This window comes from Spongiibacter sp., assembly GCF_041602295.1.
Lineage (GTDB): Bacteria > Pseudomonadota > Gammaproteobacteria > Pseudomonadales > Spongiibacteraceae > Spongiibacter.
This window is the reverse complement of sequence record NZ_JBFIGO010000033.1, coordinates 1-19,805: the sequence shown is the minus strand read 5'-3', so window position 1 is coordinate 19,805 and position 19,805 is coordinate 1. Positions and strand designations below refer to the sequence as shown.

18 protein-coding genes are annotated in these 19,805 nt (G+C 59.6%); 8 read left to right on the top strand and 10 right to left on the bottom strand.

The features are described 5' to 3' along the window. Positions 1-53 precede the first annotated feature (53 nt). The 4 genes from hemW to trxA all read right to left on the bottom strand — a co-directional run bounded on the left by hemW (position 54) and on the right by trxA (position 4,541). Positions 54-1,205 (bottom strand): radical SAM family heme chaperone HemW, encoded by a 1,152-nt coding sequence (hemW, locus tag ABYM29_RS07715; RefSeq protein WP_372864149.1) that lies wholly within the window; start codon positions 1,203-1,205, stop codon positions 54-56. Next, a complete protein-coding gene (ubiD, locus tag ABYM29_RS07710) occupies positions 1,202-2,668 on the bottom strand; it encodes a 4-hydroxy-3-polyprenylbenzoate decarboxylase (RefSeq protein ID WP_372864148.1) in 1,467 nt (488 codons plus the stop codon). The genes hemW and ubiD overlap by 4 nt, the downstream gene beginning before the upstream one ends. A gap of 66 nt (positions 2,669-2,734) precedes the next feature. Further along, positions 2,735-4,003 carry a transcription termination factor Rho gene (gene rho / locus ABYM29_RS07705; RefSeq protein WP_372864147.1) on the bottom strand — a complete coding sequence of 423 codons (1,269 nt, stop codon included), beginning with the start codon at positions 4,001-4,003 and terminating at the stop codon, positions 2,735-2,737. A gap of 211 nt (positions 4,004-4,214) precedes the next feature. Continuing rightward, positions 4,215-4,541, bottom strand: a complete 327-nt coding sequence (gene trxA, locus ABYM29_RS07700) for a thioredoxin TrxA (RefSeq protein ID WP_372864146.1) — start codon at positions 4,539-4,541, stop codon at positions 4,215-4,217. A 151-nt stretch (positions 4,542-4,692) separates the two neighbouring features. Between trxA and waaA the strand changes: the two genes are divergently transcribed. Next, complete coding sequence (gene waaA / locus ABYM29_RS07695) at positions 4,693-5,961, top strand: lipid IV(A) 3-deoxy-D-manno-octulosonic acid transferase (protein ID WP_372864145.1); 1,269 nt, start codon at positions 4,693-4,695, stop codon at positions 5,959-5,961. 65 nt (positions 5,962-6,026) lie between these two features. Here waaA and ABYM29_RS07690 read toward each other — a convergent pair whose 3' ends face one another. Next, positions 6,027-7,460: a TolC family outer membrane protein gene (locus ABYM29_RS07690; RefSeq protein ID WP_372864144.1), complete on the bottom strand. Its 1,434-nt coding sequence runs from the start codon at positions 7,458-7,460 to the stop codon at positions 6,027-6,029. Positions 7,461-7,580: 120 nt separating this feature from the next. Here ABYM29_RS07690 and ABYM29_RS07685 point away from each other — a divergent pair, with 120 nt between their 5' ends. From ABYM29_RS07685 to ABYM29_RS07665, 5 genes are all read left to right on the top strand, one after another. After that, entirely contained in the window at positions 7,581-8,039 is a 459-nt protein-coding gene (locus tag ABYM29_RS07685) for a DUF1249 domain-containing protein (RefSeq protein WP_372864143.1), read from the top strand. A gap of 124 nt (positions 8,040-8,163) precedes the next feature. After that, positions 8,164-8,967 carry a 3',5'-cyclic-AMP phosphodiesterase gene (cpdA, locus tag ABYM29_RS07680; protein ID WP_372864142.1) on the top strand — a complete coding sequence of 268 codons (804 nt, stop codon included), beginning with the start codon at positions 8,164-8,166 and terminating at the stop codon, positions 8,965-8,967. After that, positions 8,964-9,551, top strand: a complete 588-nt coding sequence (locus tag ABYM29_RS07675) for a YqiA/YcfP family alpha/beta fold hydrolase (protein ID WP_372864141.1) — start codon at positions 8,964-8,966, stop codon at positions 9,549-9,551. The genes cpdA and ABYM29_RS07675 overlap by 4 nt, the downstream gene beginning before the upstream one ends. A 60-nt stretch (positions 9,552-9,611) precedes the next feature. Further along, entirely contained in the window at positions 9,612-11,501 is a 1,890-nt protein-coding gene (gene parE / locus ABYM29_RS07670; protein ID WP_372864140.1) for a DNA topoisomerase IV subunit B, read from the top strand. Between the two features lie 186 nt (positions 11,502-11,687). After that, on the top strand, positions 11,688-12,107 hold the full coding sequence (locus tag ABYM29_RS07665) for a DUF805 domain-containing protein (RefSeq protein ID WP_372864139.1): 420 nt from the start codon (positions 11,688-11,690) through the stop codon (positions 12,105-12,107). On the opposite strand, the gene ABYM29_RS07660 is transcribed toward ABYM29_RS07665, so the two are convergent. The 4 genes from ABYM29_RS07660 to ABYM29_RS07645 all read right to left on the bottom strand — a co-directional run bounded on the left by ABYM29_RS07660 (position 12,104) and on the right by ABYM29_RS07645 (position 16,863). Next, a complete protein-coding gene (locus ABYM29_RS07660; protein WP_372864138.1) occupies positions 12,104-12,304 on the bottom strand; it encodes a hypothetical protein in 201 nt (66 codons plus the stop codon). The two genes, ABYM29_RS07665 and ABYM29_RS07660, sit on opposite strands and share 4 nt — an antisense overlap. Positions 12,305-12,346: 42 nt before the next feature. Beyond that, entirely contained in the window at positions 12,347-13,435 is a 1,089-nt protein-coding gene (locus ABYM29_RS07655; RefSeq protein ID WP_372864137.1) for a hypothetical protein, read from the bottom strand. A gap of 88 nt (positions 13,436-13,523) precedes the next feature. After that, entirely contained in the window at positions 13,524-15,827 is a 2,304-nt protein-coding gene (locus ABYM29_RS07650; RefSeq protein ID WP_372864136.1) for a hypothetical protein, read from the bottom strand. 370 nt (positions 15,828-16,197) lie between these two features. Then, on the bottom strand, positions 16,198-16,863 hold the full coding sequence (locus ABYM29_RS07645) for a nitroreductase (protein WP_372864135.1): 666 nt from the start codon (positions 16,861-16,863) through the stop codon (positions 16,198-16,200). 169 nt (positions 16,864-17,032) lie between these two features. Here ABYM29_RS07645 and ABYM29_RS07640 point away from each other — a divergent pair, with 169 nt between their 5' ends. Then, entirely contained in the window at positions 17,033-18,862 is a 1,830-nt protein-coding gene (locus ABYM29_RS07640; RefSeq protein WP_372864134.1) for a putative bifunctional diguanylate cyclase/phosphodiesterase, read from the top strand. On the opposite strand, the gene ABYM29_RS07635 is transcribed toward ABYM29_RS07640, so the two are convergent. After that, complete coding sequence (locus tag ABYM29_RS07635) at positions 18,859-19,104, bottom strand: DUF2164 domain-containing protein (RefSeq protein ID WP_372864133.1); 246 nt, start codon at positions 19,102-19,104, stop codon at positions 18,859-18,861. The two genes, ABYM29_RS07640 and ABYM29_RS07635, sit on opposite strands and share 4 nt — an antisense overlap. Before the next feature lie 108 nt (positions 19,105-19,212). Here ABYM29_RS07635 and ABYM29_RS07630 point away from each other — a divergent pair. Next, the coding region (locus ABYM29_RS07630; RefSeq protein WP_372864132.1) for a TSUP family transporter at positions 19,213-19,805 on the top strand (593 nt) is incomplete at its 3' end.

Genomic DNA, 19,805 nt, shown 5'->3' with positions numbered 1-19,805 from the left:
GACAGCTGCTCGAACACTATACAAGTTATATGACCATGCTGTTACAAGGCCGCTTACTCGCTGCCCAGAAACTCGCTGAGAATACTGTCGATAAAGGCAAAGCCGCGCTCGCTGCAGCGCAGCATACTGCCATCGTTAATCAACAAATCGCGTTCGCTCAGCGCCGCCACTTGGGCACCGATCACCGACCAGTCCAACCCGGTGCGCTGGCTAAACAGGACGCGCGGCACGCCGCCGCGCAGGCGCAGGGCGTTCATCATGAATTCAAAGGGCAGGTCGGCCTCGGCGACCCGCTGCTGGGCGCTGCTGCGCGACGGCGCGCGGCTGAGGTAGTCCTCGGGCTTGCGGGTTTTTTGATAGCGCAGCACGCCGGCACCGTCGCTGATCTTGCCGTGGGCGCCGGCGCCCAGCGCCAGATAATCGCCAAACTGCCAGTAGTTAATATTGTGACGGGCGCGGTGACCGGGGCGGGCAAAGGCGGAAACCTCGTAGCGCTGAAAACCGGCCGCGGCCAGCAGTTCAAAGCCGGCGCGCTGCATGGCCAGCATGTCGTTTTCCTGGGGCAGTTCGGGCGGGCGTTTGTAGAATTCGGTATTGGCCTCGATGGTCAGCTGATACCAGCTGATATGCGGCGCGCCGGCGTCGATGGCCTGTTGCAGGTCGGCCAGCGCCTCGGCCTGACTCTGGCCACTGAGGCCGTGCATCAGGTCGACATTGAAATTATCGTAACCGGCGTCGCGGGCACTGGCAATGGCGTGCAGGGCGTCGCCGCTGCTGTGAATACGGCCCAGCTTGTGCAGCTGGGCGGGGTCGAAACTCTGTACACCAATCGACAGGCGGTTGATGCCCAGCGCGCGATAGGCGGCAAAGCGGCCCTGTTCCAGAGTGCCGGGGTTGGCCTCGAGGGTGATTTCAATATCGTCGGCAAACACCAGGCGCTGGCGCAGACCGGCAAATAGCTCGGCATAGGCCGCGGCCGAAAACAGGCTGGGGGTGCCGCCGCCGATAAAGATCGACTGGATGGGGCGGCCCTGCACATAGGCCAGATCCTGATCCAGGTCTTCTAGCATGGCGGCAACATAGGCCGCCTCGGGCAGCTCGCCCTGCTGGGCGTGGGAGTTAAAGTCGCAGTAGGGGCATTTGCGCACGCACCAGGGAATATGGATATACAGCGACAGCGGTGGCAGCGAGGCCGGGGCGATCATTCCAGCCCCAGCTCCGACCAGATGTCGTCGATCTTCTTCACCACGGCAGGGTCCTTGGCAATGGGCTTGCCCCATTCGCGGTCGGTTTCGCCGGGCCACTTATTGGTGGCGTCCATACCCATTTTCGAGCCCAGCCCCGACACCGGCGAGGCGAAGTCGAGGTAGTCGATGGGAGTGTTTTCCACCATTACCGTGTCGCGCTGGGGGTCCATGCGGGTGGTAATGGCCCAGACCACGTCGTTCCAGTCGCGGGCGTTGACGTCGTCGTCGCAGATAATCACAAACTTGGTGTACATGAACTGGCGCAGGAAGGACCACACGCCAAACATCACCCGCTTGGCGTGTCCGGGGTATTCCTTTTTGATCGTCACCACCGCCATGCGGTAGGAGCAGCCTTCCGGCGGCAGATAAAAGTCGACGATCTCCGGGAACTGGCGGCGCAGCAGCGGCACCAGCACTTCGTTCAGGGCCACCCCCAATACCGCCGGCTCATCGGGCGGGCGGCCGGTATAGGTGCTGTGGTAAATCGGATTTTTGCGGTGGCTGATATGGGTAACGGTAAACACCGGAAAGCGATCGACTTCGTTGTAGTAGCCGGTGTGGTCGCCGTAGGGGCCCTCGTCGGCCATTTCCTCGGGGTCGATATAGCCCTCGAGAATAAACTCGGCGTTGGCCGGCACCTGCAGCTCGTTGCTCAGGCTTTTCACCAGCTCGGTTTTTTCGCCGCGCAGCAGGCCGGCAAAGGCGTATTCACTGAGGGTGTCGGGGATCGGCGTGACGGCGCCGAGGGTGGTGGCCGGATCGGCGCCGAGGGCCACCGACACCGGAAATTTTTCCCCGGGATGGGCCGCCTTGAACTCCTGAAAGTCCAGCGCGCCGCCGCGGTGCGACAGCCAGCGCATGATCAGCTTGTTTTTGCCGAGCAACTGCATGCGGTAAATGCCGAGATTCTGCCGCTCTTTGTTGGGCCCGCGGGTAATCACCAGCGGCCAGGTAATCAGCGGCGCGGCATCTTCCGGCCAGCAGGTTTGAATGGGCAGCAGGTGCAGATTGACCGCGTCGCCCTCGATAATTTTTTGCTGGCAGACCGCCTTGGACACCAGTTTGGGGCCCATATTGAGCACCTGCTTGAACACCGGCAGTTTGCTCCAGGCGTCGCGCAGGCCCTTGGGGGGGTCGGGTTGGCGCAAAAACGCCAGCAGCTCGCCGACTTCGTGCAGGGCCTCGATGCTGTCTTGGCCCATGCCCATGGCGACGCGCTTTTCGGTGCCGAATAAATTGGCCAGCACCGGCACCGAATAACCCTTGGGGTTTTCAAACAACAGGGCGGGGCCACCGGCGCGCAATACGCGGTCGCAGATCTCGGTCATTTCCAGATTGGGGTCAACCGGGTAGCTGATGCGTTTCAGCTCGCCCTGTTTTTCAAGGTGGTCGAGAAACTCGCGGAGGTCTTTGTGCTTCATAGTGAGCTGTCCGGTGCCCGGCGGGCAGGGCGGGGGTCGCCAAGGCGACGGCCCCCGTCAGCGGCCTTACTTGCGCTTCATGGAGTCGAAGAATTCGCCGTTGGTTTTGGTGTCTTTCAGCTTGTCGATCAGGAACTCGATGGCGCCGGTGTCTTCCATACCGTGCAGCAGCTTGCGCAGAATCCACATCCGCGACAGCTCTTCTTCATTGGTCAGCAGCTCTTCGCGGCGGGTACCGCTGCGGCGGATATTGATGGCCGGATAGACGCGCTTTTCGGCAATCTTGCGATCCAGGTGCAGCTCGTTGTTGCCGGTGCCCTTGAATTCTTCGTAGATAACTTCGTCCATTTTTGAGCCGGTGTCGATCAGTGCGGTGGCGATAATCGACAGGCTGCCACCCTCCTCGACATTACGCGCGGCGCCGAAGAAACGCTTGGGGCGCTCCAGGGCGTGGGCGTCGACACCGCCGGTCAGTACCTTGCCGGAGCTGGGTACGATGGTGTTGTAGGCGCGGGCCAGACGGGTGATGGAGTCGAGCAGGATCACCACATCTTTTTTGTGCTCGACCAGACGCTTGGCCTTTTCGATCACCATTTCCGCCACCTGAACGTGACGCGCCGGTGGTTCGTCGAAGGTAGAGGCGACCACTTCGGCGCCGCGGGCACCGACCGAGCGCTGCATTTCGGTCACTTCTTCCGGGCGCTCGTCGATCAGCAGCACGATGACGTAACACTCGGGGTTGTTGCGAATAATGCTCTGGGCAATATTCTGCAACATCAGTGTCTTACCGGCTTTTGGCGGCGCCACAATCAAGCCGCGCTGGCCTTTGCCGATGGGGGCGGCCAAATCGATGATACGACCAGTGAGGTCTTCGGTTGAGCCGTTGCCCAGTTCCAGGGTCAGCCGCTCGTTGGGGAACAGCGGCGTGAGGTTTTCGAACAACACCTTGTTTTTGGACTGCTCGGGTCGGGTAAAGTTGACCTGGTCGACCTTCAGCAGGGCAAAGTAGCGCTCACCCTCTTTGGGGGGGCGAATCTTGCCGGCGATGCTGTCGCCGGTGCGCAGATTAAAGCGGCGAATCTGGCTGGGCGAAACGTAAATGTCGTCGGGGCCGGCCAGGTAGGAGCAGTCAGCCGAGCGCAGAAAACCAAAGCCATCCTGCAGGATCTCCAGTACGCCGTCGCCGTGAATGTCTTCACCGCTTTTTGCGTGGCGCTTGAGTATGGAGAAAATAATGTCTTGCTTGCGAGATCGGGCGATATTGTCGAGGCCGATTTCCTTGGCAATTTCCAGCAGTTCTTGGGCAGGCTTGGTTTTAAGGTCAGTAAGATTCATAGGTTTAGGATTGTTGGCTTTAATGAGATAAGGCTTGGGCGAGACGCAGGAACGACGCAATAGCAGTCGATACGTGCTCGACGAGTTAAGCAGAAGCGAAAAAACAAAGGGTGTTATTTGAATATTTTTTTGGGGATTGGCCGAACTCTAGCACCGAATGACGGAGCCGTAAAGCGTAAAAAACGGCCCCGCGCATTGCGGGGCCATTTTATTACAGTGCGCCGTCAATAAAGTCGCAAAGTTGCGTCTTGGACAGGGCGCCCACTTTCGTGGCTTCGGCATTACCGCCTTTGAAAATCATCAGCGTCGGGATACCGCGTACGCTGAACTTCGCCGGGGTTTCTGAGTTGGCGTCAACGTCGATCTTGCAGATCTTGATCTTGCCGGCATAATCGCCAGAGATCTCGTCGAGTACCGGCGCGATCATCTTACAGGGGCCACACCACTCAGCCCAGAAATCTACCAATACGGGTAGATCGGACTTCAGCACGTCTTCTTCAAAGCTGCTGTCAGTGACGTGAACGATGTTGTCGCTCATCTTGGTTCTCCAAGTTGATATCGTGAATACGGAAACGCGGATCATAGCACAGCTGCCGCGACGATGTGCAAGGCGGCAACATTGCCGACACTGGCCAGCGCCGCGCCCCGGCGCTATGCTAGCCGCCGTATTGTCACTAAGCCCCAAGCCCATGCCGCGCCTTTTATACAGCCTGTTCTTTTATTCAATTCTGCCACTGGTGTTGCTGCGCCTGACTTATCGCGCTCTGCGCGCGCCCGACTACCGCCGCCGCATCGGCGAGCGCTTTGGCTTTATCACCCCGCCACCGCAAACCGGCGGCCTGTGGGTACACGCGGTGTCCGTGGGCGAGAGCATCGCCGCCGCGCCGCTGATTCAGCATTTTCTCGACCACCACCCCCAGCTGCCGGTGATGGTCACCTGTATGACGCCCACTGGCTCGGCGCGTATTCGCGCCATGTTTGGCAATCAAGTGCACCACGTTTATGCGCCCTATGACCTGCCCGATGCAGTGGCCCGCTTTCTGCGCCGCAGCCAACCCCGCGCGGCAGTCATCATGGAAACCGAGATCTGGCCCAATATGGTGTGCCAGACCGCGCGACGCGGTATTCCCATTGTGCTCGCCAACGCCAGGCTGTCGGCGCGCTCGGCGCGCGGCTACCAGCGGCTATCCGCCCTCAGCAAACCCGTGGTACAGGCCTTTAGCCGCATTGTCGCCCAGAGCGACGACGACGCCCGCCGCTTTACCGAGATTGGCGCTAGCCGCACGCAGCTGCGGGTGTCGGGCAGCATTAAGTTTGATGTCGACATTGCCGACCCGCTGCGCACACAAGCGGCGGCGCTGCGCGCCCAGTTCGGCGCGCCGCGCCCGGTGTGGATCGCCGCCAGCACTCACGAGGGCGAGGACGCCATCTTGCTGGCCGCCCACCAGCAACTGCTGCAACAGCAGCCGCGGGCGCTGCTGATTCTGGTGCCCCGCCACCCGGAGCGCTTCGAGGCCGTTGCCAGCCTCATCGCCCAGCAGGGCATGCGCTATCAACGCCGCAGCCAGGGCTGCGACAGTGAGACCGACATGCAGGTGCTGCTCGGCGACACCATGGGCGAACTGCTAATGCTGCTGGGCTGCGCCGATGTCGCCTTTATCGGCGGCAGTCTGGTGCCGCGCGGCGGCCACAACAGCCTGGAAGCCGCCGCCTGGGGCATACCGGTACTGGCCGGCCCCAGCGACTTCAATTTTGCCCAGATCAGTCAGCTATTGCAGGACGCCGGCGGCCTGCAGCTGCTGACCGATGCCCCGGCCATTGCCGACGCCTTGCAGCAGCTGTTGAGCGACGACAGCCTGCGCCGCAAACGCGGCGAACAGGCACTGGCGGTGGTGGACGCCAATCGCGGCGCCCTGCAGAAATTAATTGACGAGGTTGAGGGCGCCCTGCAGAACTAGGGCACTCGGAAGCCAGCCTAAGCCTTACCGCTTAGCCCTTGTTGCCACTTAGCCCTTGTTGCCACTTAGCCCTTGTTGCCACTTAGCAACACGGCGTCGCCTTCTTTCAGCCACCCGTTAAGGCCCTGAATATCGGCGGGACTCAAGGTGCCGGCATTGAGTTTCAGCTTCAGCATATCCACCACGTAGTCGTAGCGGGCGTTGCTGTAGTCGCGCAGCGCGGCGTAGAGCTTGCGCTGGGCATCCAACACATCAACCACATTGCGGGTACCGACATCGTAGCCGGCCTCGGTGGCATCCAGGGCACTGCGCGCCGAGATGATATTGAGCTTGCGGGCCTTAACCGTTTGCACAGCGGTATTGACCGCAATGTGCTGGGCGCGGGTGCCGGCAACGACCTGGCGCTGGGTCAACTGGGCGCTGTAGCGCGCCGCATTGTACTGCTCGTAGGCCTGGCGGCGACTGGCACTGACGCCACCCCCGGCGAACAGCGGCATCGTTAAGGTCACGCGCAGGGCCTCGGTTTCAAACTCGCTGTCCGGCGGCACCGCAAAGGAGCTGCTGGGGTTGAAGCGGCGGTCGCCATCCAGGTCTTGTTTGACATAGCTGAGGCTGCCGCTGATCTTGGGCAGGTGCTCGCTTTTCTTGGCGCGGGCATTGTCGTGGGCCGAGCCGGAGGCGGCGTTGGCGACTTTCAGCTGATAGTTATTGGCCAGCGCCAGGTCTACCCAGGCGGCGCGGCTCTCGGGCTGCGGCGTGTCGATGGGAAAGTCTTCTTTCAGCGACCACAGCTTGCCGTGCTCCTGGCCGGTGAGAATGGTGAGATTTTCGCGGGCAATGGCCAGCGCGCCCTCAAAACCCAGGCGCTGGGCCACGGTCGAGTCGTAGACCGCGCGCGACTCATGGACATCGGTAATGGCGATCAGGCCGACGTCAAAGCGCTGCTGGGTCTGCTCTAGCTGACGCTTGGCAGCGCGCTCTTCGGCGCGGGAAGCATCGAGATTTTCGCGGGCTTTAAGCACCTCGAAATACGTTTCGGCGGCGCGCACCATCAGCTGCTGCTGGTCGTAGGCCAGTTGCGCCTCGGCGCGCTCGCTCACTTTTTTACCCGCCTTAAAACTAAACCAGGCGGGCAGGTCGAACAGCGCCTGACTGAGACTCAAGGAATAGTTTTCCGTCTCCGAGTCGGTGTGAACTTGTTGGTCAATCACCGACGTCGAGCCACCACCCAGCGGCCCGGAGCTGAAGGTCGCGCTCTTGGATTGGGAGTCCGTCTCGGCATCCTCGTAGTAGGCCTGACCCACCAACTGCGGCAGCAGCGCCGAACGGCTGAGCTTCTCCGATTCGATATCGGCCCGATAGGTCGCCTCGGCCGCCTTTAACTGGGGATCGTTTGTTACCGCAAGTTCGTAAACGTCCAGCAGGGTGTCGGCATTGGCGGCAGAATTCACGGCGGCCAGCGCGATGGCAACACAGAGGAAGTGACGTTTGGCAATCATAGAGTTAACCTGTTCTGCTAACGGAGGGGCTGCGTCAGGCCCGAAGTGTATCAGACTCGCTTTGTGCGAGAATGATTATTAACAAATCTTATTGAATTACAACGCAAATTCGGGAGTGCTGTGAGCAAACCCCACTACCAAGCCAACCTCAATGCCCACCTCGCCGACTGCGAGCTCAACTACCTGCGCCTGCGCAAACTGCTGCCCGACAAACTCAACGCCGGCCAGCAACTGTGCATTGGCGTCGGCAGCCACGCGCTGCACATCGACGTGCGCGAATGCGCACCCTATACCAGCTTTTTAGAAGTGAGCCTGGCCCAGGCGAAAACCCAAGGCTGGTCTGCCATGCGCCTGCAACTGCGGATCTACCACGACGCCAAGCTGGCCGAAGTAACGGGGTCTAGACAGGTATATGCCCTGCGCCAGCGCTACGACTATCCCAACAAGCAGATGTTCCATCGCGACGAGAAAGCCCAACTCAACCGCTTTTTGGGCGAGTGGCTGAGTCAGTGCCTGGCCCACGGGCATCGCAGTGATATCACCGTGACCCCGAGCCTGGATCCCACCGGCACCAACTAACCCCAGCGAGACAGCGCTCGCAATTTGTGTCTTTGCGACGAAACTCCACTAAATAGCGTGTGCGGTCGCTGGATTTGTGCCTACCCTTACCGTATAACAGCCGAAGATACCGACGGGACTTGCTGTGACCACCGCCAACGCCGCTACCAACACGCCACTCTGCCTTGTGCAGATTAGCGACTGCCACCTGGGCGCCAAGCCGGGCAGCACGCTATTGGGCATGGATACCGACCACAGCCTGGACGCAGTGCTGGCGCAGCTGCGCCGCCAACACCCTGATATCGATGTGTTGGTGGTGTCCGGCGACCTGTCCTGTGACGGCGATGCCGCCTCTTATCAGCGCCTACTCCCCAAACTGAACAAAATCGCCAGGCGTATTGTCTGGCTGCCGGGCAACCACGACGACCTCGCCACCATGCACAGCTGCGTCGACAGCGCGCTGCTGCCGAACCACATCCAGCTCGGTGACTGGCAACTGCTGTTTCTCAACTCCGCGGTCAGCGGCAAAGTCGGCGGCCACCTGAACGATGCGCAGCTCGCGCTGGCCAGCGAGCAGCTCGCCGACCGGCCCAGCCTGATCTTTGTCCACCACCACCTGCGACCGCTGGGCGCAGAATGGCTGGACGAGCAGTGCATCGACAATGCCGAGGCGCTGTTCGATATTCTCGACCAACAAGCAGACGTCGCCGCCATTGTCTCCGGCCATGTACACCAGGAGTCGGACCAGCGCTATCGCGGCCAGCGCTTGCTGACCACGCCCTCAACCTGTATACAATTCGCTCCGGGCAGCCGCAATTTTGCCCTCGACACCCTCAATCCCGGTTATCGCTGGTTTTCACTCGGCGCAAACGGTAACTGGCAAACCGGCGTCGAGCGCGTCAGCGGCGTTGAATTTACAGTAGACAGGACGGCAAACGGCTACGCATGAGCGCAACAGTCATTTATATCCACGGCTTCTTATCCTCTCCCCAGTCTCACAAAGCACAGCAGGTTAACGACTATTTTTCTCGGCATCACCCCGACATCCGCCTGTGTGTACCGAGCATGCCCAACCAACCCGCCGACGCCTTCGCCAAGCTGGCGCAGGTGATCGAGGAGGAAAGGGCAAAAGCCCCTGCGCAACTGGCGCTAATCGGCAGCTCGCTGGGCGGCTTCTTTGCCACCGTACTGGCCGAGCGCTACGGCCTTAAAGCGGTGTTGGTGAATCCGGCGGTCGCCCCCGGCGACTGGGGCGAACATTTCATCGGCGAGTACGACAACCCCTATACCGGCGAGCATTTTGCGGTGAGCGACGGTGACCTCGCCTGCCTGCGAGAACTCAACCCCGGCCAGATCAGCCCCGAGCACTACTGGCTGATGGTTCAGGAAGGTGACGAAACCCTGGATTACCGCCTGGCGGTAGCCGCTTACCGGGAGTGCCGGCAGCTGGTAGAGCCGGGCGGCGACCACAGCTTTGTTGGTTTCGAAAAGCATTTGCCGGCAATAGTGGAATTTCTGGGCGTGGCTGGTTAACAATAGCCCACCCAACCCATTCATTCACGACGCCGCGCAGCGGCCTCGCAGTGGTAACGCATGTCACAATACACATCACAATCGATAGAAGTCCTCACGGGTCTTGAGCCGGTGCGCAAGCGCCCGGGGATGTATACCGACACCACCCGCCCCAACCACCTGGCCCAGGAAATTATCGACAACAGCGTCGACGAGGCGCTGGCCGGTCACGCCAGCCAACTGATCGTCACCCTGCACGACGACGGCTCGCTGAGCTGCGCCGACGACGGCCGCGGCATGCCGGTGGATATTCACCCGGAAATGGGCCTGCCCGGCGTCGAGGTCATTCTGTCCACCCTGCACGCCGGCGGTAAATTCTCCAACGATAACTACCAGTTTTCCGGGGGCCTGCACGGGGTCGGGGTATCAGTGGTCAACGCCCTGTCCACCCTGCTAGAGGTCACCATTAAGCGCGACGGCCAGGTGCACCGAATGCGCTTTGCCAACGGCGACAAGGCCTCCGAACTGGAAGTGATCGACAGCTGTGGCAAGCGCAACACCGGCACCCTGCTGCGCTTCTGGCCCGATGCCCAGTACTTCGACAGCGCCAAGTTTTCGGTGCGCCGCCTCAAGCATGTATTGCGCGCCAAGGCCGTACTCTGCCCTGGCCTGAAGGTGATCTTTGCCGATGAAACCGGCGCGGAGAGCGAAGAGTGGTATTACGAAGACGGCCTGCCGGATTATTTAGCCAGCCACACCCGCGAATACGAAACCCTGCCGAGCCAACCCTTTGTCGGCCACTTTAGCGGCAATACCGAGGGCGTGGACTGGGCCGTGCAGTGGCTGCCCGAGGGCGGCGAGCCGCTGACCGAGTCCTATGTCAACTTGATTCCCACCGCCCAGGGCGGCACCCACGTCAACGGCCTGCGCAGCGGCCTGCTCGATGCCATGCGCGAGTTCTGCGAATTCCGCAACTTGATTCCGCGCGGCGTCAAACTGACTCCCGACGACATCTGGGACAAGTGCAGCTATGTGCTGTCATCCAAACTGGCCGACCCGCAGTTCTCCGGCCAGACCAAGGAGCGCCTGAGTTCCCGCGAGGCCTCGGCCTTTGTCTCCGGCGTGGCCGAAGACGCCTTCAGCCTGTGGCTGAATCAGCACACCGAGGAAGCCGAAAAACTGGCTGAGCTGTGTATCAGCAATGCCCAGACGCGGCTGCGCAAGGCCAAAAAGGTGGTGCGCAAAAAAGTGTCTGCCGGACCGGCTCTGCCGGGCAAACTGGCCGACTGCTCCGGTGTGGAAAGCGAGCGCTCCGAACTGTTTCTGGTCGAGGGCGACTCGGCCGGCGGCTCGGCCAAACAGGCCCGCGACCGCCAATTTCAGGCGATCCTGCCGCTGCGCGGCAAGATTTTGAACACCTGGGAAGTCGATTCCCAACAAATTTTGGCCTCCCAAGAGGTCCACGATATCTCCGTGGCGCTGGGCGTAGACCCCGACTCCAACGACTTGACCGGGCTGCGCTACGGCCGCATCTGCATTCTCGCCGACGCCGACTCCGACGGCGCCCATATCGCCACCCTGTTGTGCGCGCTGTTTTTGCGCCACTTCCGGCCACTGGTGGAGCAGGGCCATGTGTTTATCGCCATGCCACCGCTATACCGCATCGATATTGGCAAAGAAGTGTTCTACGCCCTGGACAACAATGAAAAACAGGGCATTGTCGACCGCATCGAAGCAGAAAAGATGAAGGGCAAGATCTCCGTCACCCGCTTCAAGGGCCTGGGCGAGATGAACCCCCTGCAACTGCGCGAAACCGTCATGGACCCCGACACCCGCCGCCTAGTGCGCCTGAGTATCGAGCCCGGCGACGACACCGACAGCCTGATGGACATGCTGCTCGGCAAAAAGCGCGCCGCCGACCGCAAGGAGTGGCTGGAGCGCAACGGCGACGAGGCGGAGGTATTGATTTAACGGCCTGCCCGCCCACGCCACCTGCGGTCTTTGCCTTTGGGCCAGCACGGCCAATACGGCCGTGCATTAGCATTGGCCGCAATTTCCCCTACACTTGCTATCAACCACCGCGATAGCCACCGCCAATCACGCCGCAACAACTAGGCGACAAAGCTCAGCAGCGACGGCCTTACAAGGGAGAGGAGCATGGCAGAATCGCCCATCACACCACCGACGACCAGCCCCTTCGACGACTATTTGACCGCCTGGCAGCGTTACGCCGACTTCAGTGGCCGCGCCTGCCGAAGAGAATATTGGTATTTCATGCTGTTCAATATTTTGATCAGCCTGGGACTGAGCTTTATCGACGCCGTCATTGGACTGGGCAACCCCGAGGTGGGCATGGGCTTGCTCAGCGGCCTTTACGGCCTGTCGATACTGCTGCCATCACTGGCCTATGCCGCCCGCCGCCTGCACGATAGCGGCCGCAGTGGCTGGTGGCTGTTGTTGCTGTTCGTGCCCCTGCTCGGGCCCCTAGTCATTCTGCTATTCACCCTGCTCGACAGCGAAGCCGGCAGCAACCGCTATGGCGCCAACCCCAAGGGCATAGACGCCACATCGCCCTAAGCGATCAGTGTTACCGTATCCTCCAGCGGCGCGCGGTCCATAGTGACCTTATTGATCTGCTCATCGGGCGCTTCATAGCCAAAGGACAGACCACAGATAATGGCGTGCCCCTCGGGCAACTGGGCAATTTCCAGCAGCGTTTTGGGAGCGCCGCGAAAGCCTCCCATGCCGGGCAGAATGCCCCTAAAGCTACGCATAGCGGCGAAGCGAAAGTTCTACCCTGATATTTCGGGCGTCACCTACCAAAACGGCGAACTCAAAGGGAGGCGATAATTGAATGCCAAGGTAAAGGCCTTGGCCTTATCCGGCACGAGAGCATCCGCGCGCAGCTGCAGCGCCACATTGCCGCGCTGCAGAGACAAGCCCAGTGCACGTCGCTCAATATCATAACTGGCCTGCCAACGGCTGGCCGCCGCCTGCCACTGCACCGCCAATTGTGGGAACAGGTATTTATCGTGGCTTTGCAGCGTCAGACTTAGCGACACCGGCTCTCGCCATTGATACTGGGCGCCCAGTGACAACTGCCTCGGCAAGGTCTGGCGGTGGTCGCGGTAGGACTCCCGCCCCGAAACCGCCGGCCGGGCATTAATGCTGCCGTCTTCGTCATAGCTGATGGTATCGCTGATCGCTGTCGCGCGGGTGTAGGTGACATCCCGCCACCATATCGCCGACAACAGGTCACGGCTGTAAAAATCCACTCGCCAGTGCGAGGCGATCTGCCAGTGCAGGTCGACGTCGAGACTCAGGCCATTGCCCCGCACCCGCTCCTCCTCGCGCTTTAGTAAGGCGTCGCGAGAGTAGTTGTAATCCAGTTGCAGATTGGCTTCGACGCTGTCTTCCAGAGCGTGTAACTCGCCCGCCAGCTTGCCGTCGCTCAGTTGCGAGGCGCGCAAGTAGTTACCGCGCAAGCGCAGAGAAAATGCCGCAGAAGGGGCGAAATAATAGCCGACACCCACGCCCCGGGCGCGCAGGGTATTGGGCTGTAAATACACCTGGTAGCGACGATTTTTTTCTAGCTCGATAGCATTTTTATCGGCGTAGGCGAGCTCCGCCGTATCATTGTTAAATTCCAGAAAATAATCATAGCGCGCGAAGACCCCCACCTCCCAGGGCCCACGGCGTTCACCCAACTCCAGCCAACTGTGGCTAAAGACCAAATCACCGCGGTCAAATTTCGGCCCTTCAAGGTCATCTAACAACTGTTTGATTGGTGCGATTTCACTGTAGGAGCTGGACTCCAGCGCGGTGTAGAAATAGTGGGGCTCACTGCCGGCATAGGCCGCGCAGGAGACCAGCACAAGGAATAAGCAAAAGCTCGCTGCTTTCATAAAGGATACCGTTCTCGGCTAAAAGCTTCGTTAATCAAAAAGGGAGGCAAATGCCTCCCTGGGGTAAAAAGACTAGCGAAGCAGCGGTTTACAGGGTTTCGAATTCACCGTCGCTGTAGGTGACCATTGGTGCACCGGCATCTTCGTCGATGACCGCATACTGCACACCATCCTGCTCAATCACACCGCTGAGTTCGCCATCGGCATCCTCGTTCAGCGTCATGACCACATCGTTGTGGTTGCTCACCGTTACGCTGCCACCCTCAGCTGCCTCTTCAGAGAGGTCGGCCACGTGCGCCAATGTCAGCGACTTGCCGCCGTAGCGCAACTCGAGATCCAACTCCGCTTCTCTTAAGCCTGAGCGCGTGCCACTGGCAGTAACCGCAATCTTGTCGGCCAAACCGGCGATCTCCAAGCCGAAACTGACAGTGACATTTGCCGCGCCATAGCTCTCTTCGGTCTCGTCCAGCTCGCACTCGCCTTCAGCTTGATATGGGCTAGTGGAAGAGGATGAACGCTGATCAGTACATGTCATCGAGAAGTTGTCGGCCTGTAGCGCGATACTGGCAGATAACTCACTGCCATCTTGATCGAAAGCGCGACCGGACAACAGCCACTCAAAACCACCCAGGCTGGAGGTTGTAGTTTGATCAATGCTGAAGTCGTAGCCCTCATCGCGATCATAGCTATCGTGATAGGTTTCATCCGACGCCGACGAGAAATCTTCAATGTCGATCGTCATCAAGCCCTCAAAACTCACCGGATTGTCCCCGGTCAGCTGGGAAAGGGTCATACCCAGCGATATCTCAAGATCATTAACGGTAAGTTCCTCGTGACTGACCTCATCATCGCTGTAGCCGCTATCCGACTCGACTTCAGTATTTTCAAATGTCGACTCACCGTGCAGTGTCGCGGAAAACCCCGAGTCCTCGGCAATAGCCAGCCTGACGGTGCTGCTGGCAGCCGAACCATTGAGGGTGAAACTGCCAGAAATACTGCCTGCTGACTCGGTGGTCTCGGTGTCGCCATCAAGGGTTTGTGTCTCGGTGAATTCACTAGCCACTTCGTCAGCGGCAACCACGTCAACAGCGACCGACGTCTCACCTACCAGCACAGACTCCTCGACACTGTATTGAACGCCAGCGGCTGTCTCTGCAATAGTGACCAGAATACCGTCCCCATGGGAATAGGAGGTCGGTGCCGGCTCACCCTCTTCCGCCGCCTCTGCATAGGCCTCATAGGCATAGGAAATGGCATTTAAGGCCCTGGCCAGACCTTCCACCACGGTTTCAGCATCGGCAGACAGCACTTCGCCAGCCATCTCCAGCTGCTCGCCAAACGCCCGCGCACCGCTGTCATCTTCCATCAGACCGGCGCTGGCCAAGTCGCGTAGCTGGGCGACAAACTGCTTGCTTGCGCGCAGGCCCTCGGAACCGACATCATCGGGCACCTCGCCCTGACTGGGCTGGTCCGAACCGCTGTTGCGCGCCTCGGCCGTTTCGGCCTCCAGCTCGGTATCAGCCTCTTCAACAGCAGCGTTGTCAACGCCATCCAGCGCCTTCACCTTGTCCAACAGCACTTGCGCCTGCTGCAGGATTTCCTCGATGCTCGCCGCGTCGTCGTCGGCGGTTGATTCATAGTCGGCAACACCGGCATTTTTATACTGCTCAACAAATTGGCCGAGGGCCTGCTCCACGGTTTCGCCATCGCCCAGTGCCGCGGCGACGGCCGCCGCCGCTTTCAGGTTGTAGTCCAGCTGTTCCTTGCTCGCGCCATTCACCGCCGCAGCGCTGGTAATATCGATAATCGGCTGCGCCGTCAGGTCGTTACTCGCCAGGCCAAAGCGGCTGGCAACCTGGGCATTGGCTGCCGCGGCGGCGTCAGCCGGGCGCGCACCACTGGCCACCTTACTTAGTGCCAGTGCCGCCGCCGTGCTGGTCAGTGGTGTAATACTGGCCGACACACTGCCGGAGGCCTCGGGCAGCACCGCGCTCAAGCTGAAGTCGCTCGCCAGCGGGTAGTCCTCGCCAAAGCTGACCGTTGGCGCCCCATTGCCGTCGCGCTGACACACCGCCAGATCGCAGCGCATCACCGTGCCCTCGGCAGTAGTGATCTCAACCCACAGTGCACCGCCGCTGTAATTGCTATTGAGCGTCAGGCTGTAACTGCCATCGTCCGCCGTGGTCGTCGGCTCAGCCAAGGTTTGGCTCTTATCCACCTGGCCGCTGTCGTCGATGGCGTAGGCATTCACCACGCCGCCGATAATGATGCCCTTGGAGGCGCCGCCGTTAACACTGCTGGCAGCACTGCTACCGCCGCCACTGCTGCTACCACCGCCGCAAGCAGCCAGAACGCTGGCCACCGCCGTTGCTAAAATCCAATTTTTTTTCATCGCGTTTCTCCATAACAAACAAAGGCTCCTAACAGACGACCAAAGGCCCTGCCGTGACTGGCAGTAAGAGCAGAATTTACTGAAGGGATGTAGAAAGAATCTTCCCTGATTATTTGAAGCAATTACGGTGACCTGAGAATCCATTACCCAAATCAAACACCAACAACACCTTATCCGCGACCAAGGCCACAATTACTTCCTAAAGTGCCGGAGCATCACTTTTATAACGAATCTATTGCGCCATTTCAAGACGCCGCCAGCCTCAAAGCTGACCATAGCGCCGCCGGTATTCCGGGGGCCACGCCCCAGATAAGATAAACAAGCCACAAGGCAGAGTGGGCATCGCACCCATCCTGCCAGCGGGCCGAACTCAGGAGAGTAAAGTCACCGTATCCTCCAGCGGCGCGCGGTCCATGGTGACCTTATTGATCTGCTCATCGGGCGCCTCGTAACCAAAAGACAGGCCACAGATAATGGCGTGCCCCTCGGGCAACTGGGCAATTTCCAGCAGCGGATCGGGATAGAAGGCGAGCGCGCCCTGGGGAATACTGGCCAGCCCGTAATCCACCAACAGCAACATCAGGGTTTGCAGGTAAATGCCGATATCGACGGCGTTTACCGGCCCCATGCTCGCCGGCATGGATAAAAAGGCGACGTGCGGTGCACCAAAGAACTGCCAGTTTTTCAGCATCAGCGCCTGGCGCTTGTCTTTTTCGTGGCGCTCTATGCCCATGGTGCCGTAGTAACCCATCGCGCAGGCGTACTGGCGCTCCTTATACACGCCGCTCAATTCGGCATCACCAGGTTTAAAAGCCGGCGACGGTGCTTTGCCCGAAAAAATCTCTTCGACCATCGCCTTCTCAAGACGCTGACGGGCCTCGCCCGATACCACCGTGAGATGCCAGGGCTGAGTGTTGCAGTTAGAGGGCGCATGGCGGGCGAGGTCGAGGATTTCACGCAGCAACTCATCGGGCACTGGGTCTGGTTTAAAACCGCGAATTGAACGGCGAACTTTTACTGCTTCAGCAACACGCATTATCGATGACCACCCTGTAAGCAAATAAGCCAGTCTAAACAACTGACGGCGGCGAGCAAAGTCATAGAAATAGCGGGAATTTGTGACAGCGGCCACCAAGATTACATACAATGCCCAACGCTACACAGGGAAATCGCGTGCCAGGGCCGGCAATAACAGAGAGTACCTTATGTCATTGCGACGGCTGATTCGCAACTACTATTCTCCGGCAGCAGCGGCCAGCCTGCTGGCCGACGTGCGCTATATCCACCTGCTCGCCAGTGTCGGTGCGGCAGCGCTGATGACGGTGCTGTGGCAAGACCTGCCACCGCACTTCGCAGTCGGCTGGTTCACCGCCTTATTCACCATACAATTGGGAATGACGGCCGTGTCTCTGGGTTTTCGCCAGCTGAGTTGCACCAACGGCGTCCGCCCCTGGCTAATTTGCTACTGTCTGCTCAGCGCCCTCGGCTTTCTGCTGTGGGGCTGCCTCAGCTTGACCTTTATTGACTACCTGAATCTCTGGCAGCAAATTTTAGTGCTGCTAATGATGTTTGTACTGCTGACGATGTCCATGTCGCTGCAATCGCGTTTCTACCCGCTGTTTTGCCTCAATGTGGTGATGTTATGCCTGCCATTTGTAGTGTTGATCAGCCGACACCAAGCTTTTGACTGGCAACTGCTATTTGCCACCGGGCTGCTAACACTGGGAGTCGTCACACTACTCATTCGCAGCCACACAGAAGCGCGGCGACACCTCGACACACTGAAGAAAGACCCGCTGACCGGGCTGCTTAACCGCAGTGAATGCCTAAACCTGCTGGCGGCAAACCAGCACCTTGCCGGCGGCTTACTGGTTTTCCGCCTGCACAATTACCGCGCTATCTGCGACACCTTTGGCAACGCCGCTGGCGATGCCGCTTTGCAGCACTGCGCCAACAGCCTGCGCTACATCAGTGAGCAACGGCAACTCTCCGCACGCATTAGTGAAAATGAATTTGCACTGTTGGTCGATCCACCTGAACTGCAGCAGTGGCAGACGCTGGGACGCCAGCTACTGCGCCAGGTTGGCACTCAGCTCAACTGGGGACAGCACTCTGTAACTCTGGACAGCGGCCTGGGGCTGGCGGCACTCAGCAACAATGGCGAGGCCGCACTGCGCCGGGCACAACTCGCGGCCACAACCAGCCGCCAGAGCAACAACATCGTTCACTACCGGCCCGAGCTGTGGGAACAATTGCAGCGCGACATCACCATCCGCACGGCGCTGCAACAGCCCGAAATCACCGAGCAGTTAAGTCTGCATTTTCAGATCAAGCAATCGCTGCGCGACGGCAGCATTAACGGCGCAGAGGCCCTGCTGCGCTGGCAGCACCCGCAATTGGGCGCGGTCGCACCGGATGAATTTATCGCTATCGCCGAGCAGAGTGGCGCCATTCTCGCGCTTGGCGATTGGGTAATCCGCCAAGCCACCGATTGCTTGCTGCGTATCCCCGGCGACGCCCCGTTTAGCATTGCCGTCAATGTATCAATGGCGCAGTTTACCAGTGACCAGCTTTACCACAGCCTGCAGGCAGCGATGGCAAGACTGCCGGCCCATCGCCACCTGGAAATCGAGCTCACCGAAAGCGTGATGATGCTGGACCGTGCCCTGGTGCGCCGCACCTTGCAAAGACTGTCCGCACTGGGCGTTAAGATTTCACTGGATGATTTCGGCACTGGCTATTCGTCCTTGCACTACCTGGCCGAACTGCCCATCGACATACTGAAGATCGACCGCAGCTTTGTCGCCAATATGCTGCGACAACCCAAGCAGCGCGCCATTGTGAAAATTATTATCGAAATGGCCCAAGCGCTGAATATCACTGTGGTTGCCGAAGGGGTTGAGCAGGCCGAGCAACTGGAGCTGTTACAGCAGTGGCAGTGCAACACCGCTCAAGGCTATTTTATCGCCCGCCCCGAGCCCGGCACACAAATGTTAAAGCGCCTAGAAAAGACCCTACACAGCCAGCAGCTTTAGTTGCTGCCGGGAGTCTGCTCCAGCGCCAATATGGCATCACCCAGCTCATCAATGCGGCCGCTCAGCAGCGACTGAGCGTCGTAGAGGCCGCGATTGTAAAAATAGGCTCCTAGCTCACGGCTGACAAAGTCGAGCAAAAACTCCGCCTCAAACTGCCCCAGCTCGCGATCCAACTCCTCACTGAAGTAAGCCTTGAGCGCATCGCTCATCGCGTCGCGTTCCTGTCGTGAAAACTGTATCATCGCCACCACCTCCACCGCGCGGCCGACAAATTTGTCGCCAGCCCTTACTCAGCCTAGCCGCTGCGGCGAAAATTGCCCAACTGCAGGCCGCCAAACACAGCACTTACCATGAACGAACTCGCCCTCTATCAATATGTGCTCATCGCGCTGATTTTTATCTGGAGTGGCTTTGTGCGCTCGGGTCTGGGCTTTGGCGGTGCGGTGCTGTCGCTGCCCTTTCTGCTGTTGGTGCACAACCAGCCACTGGTCTTCCTGCCGCTGATTTCGGTACACCTGCTGGTGTTTTCAGCGCTGACCGTCCTCGGTAACCAGCGGCGCCAGCGTCGACTCCCTGAACACGAAAGTACCGGGCCGACGGTGGACTGGCCCTATCTGCGCTATGCCCTGGTCATCATGATCGTGCCGAAATTGATCGGAGTGTTTGGCCTGATCACGCTGCCGCCAGCCCTGATGAGCAGTATCATTTTTTCGATCGTTGCGGTGTATTCCGTCAGCTACATCCTCAACCGGCCTTTTCACAGTAAAAGCCGGGCTGTGGATGCGCTGTTTCTCGTTCTGGGAGGGTACATCAGTGGTACGTCCCTGATCGGTGCGCCGCTTATTATTGCGGTGTTTGCCACTCACGTGCCGAAAGAACGCCTGCGCGATACCCTGTTCGTGCTGTGGTTTATCCTGGTATCGATCAAAATGGCTGCCTTTGT

What these genes read in the sequence shown, in the direction of transcription:
- hemW (WP_372864149.1), bottom strand. Translation starts at nt 1,205, where the DNA reads ATGATCGCCCCGGCCTCGCTGCCACCGCTGTCGCTGTATATCCATATT.
- ubiD (WP_372864148.1), bottom strand. Translation starts at nt 2,668, where the DNA reads ATGAAGCACAAAGACCTCCGCGAGTTTCTCGACCACCTTGAAAAACAG.
- rho (WP_372864147.1), bottom strand. Translation starts at nt 4,003, where the DNA reads ATGAATCTTACTGACCTTAAAACCAAGCCTGCCCAAGAACTGCTGGAA.
- trxA (WP_372864146.1), bottom strand. Translation starts at nt 4,541, where the DNA reads ATGAGCGACAACATCGTTCACGTCACTGACAGCAGCTTTGAAGAAGAC.
- waaA (WP_372864145.1), top strand. Translation starts at nt 4,693, where the DNA reads ATGCCGCGCCTTTTATACAGCCTGTTCTTTTATTCAATTCTGCCACTG.
- ABYM29_RS07690 (WP_372864144.1), bottom strand. Translation starts at nt 7,460, where the DNA reads ATGATTGCCAAACGTCACTTCCTCTGTGTTGCCATCGCGCTGGCCGCC.
- ABYM29_RS07675 (WP_372864141.1), top strand. Translation starts at nt 8,964, where the DNA reads ATGAGCGCAACAGTCATTTATATCCACGGCTTCTTATCCTCTCCCCAG.
- parE (WP_372864140.1), top strand. Translation starts at nt 9,612, where the DNA reads ATGTCACAATACACATCACAATCGATAGAAGTCCTCACGGGTCTTGAG.
- ABYM29_RS07665 (WP_372864139.1), top strand. Translation starts at nt 11,688, where the DNA reads ATGGCAGAATCGCCCATCACACCACCGACGACCAGCCCCTTCGACGAC.
- ABYM29_RS07660 (WP_372864138.1), bottom strand. Translation starts at nt 12,304, where the DNA reads ATGCGTAGCTTTAGGGGCATTCTGCCCGGCATGGGAGGCTTTCGCGGC.
- ABYM29_RS07655 (WP_372864137.1), bottom strand. Translation starts at nt 13,435, where the DNA reads ATGAAAGCAGCGAGCTTTTGCTTATTCCTTGTGCTGGTCTCCTGCGCG.
- ABYM29_RS07650 (WP_372864136.1), bottom strand. Translation starts at nt 15,827, where the DNA reads ATGAAAAAAAATTGGATTTTAGCAACGGCGGTGGCCAGCGTTCTGGCT.
- ABYM29_RS07645 (WP_372864135.1), bottom strand. Translation starts at nt 16,863, where the DNA reads ATGCGTGTTGCTGAAGCAGTAAAAGTTCGCCGTTCAATTCGCGGTTTT.
- ABYM29_RS07640 (WP_372864134.1), top strand. Translation starts at nt 17,033, where the DNA reads ATGTCATTGCGACGGCTGATTCGCAACTACTATTCTCCGGCAGCAGCG.
- ABYM29_RS07635 (WP_372864133.1), bottom strand. Translation starts at nt 19,104, where the DNA reads ATGATACAGTTTTCACGACAGGAACGCGACGCGATGAGCGATGCGCTC.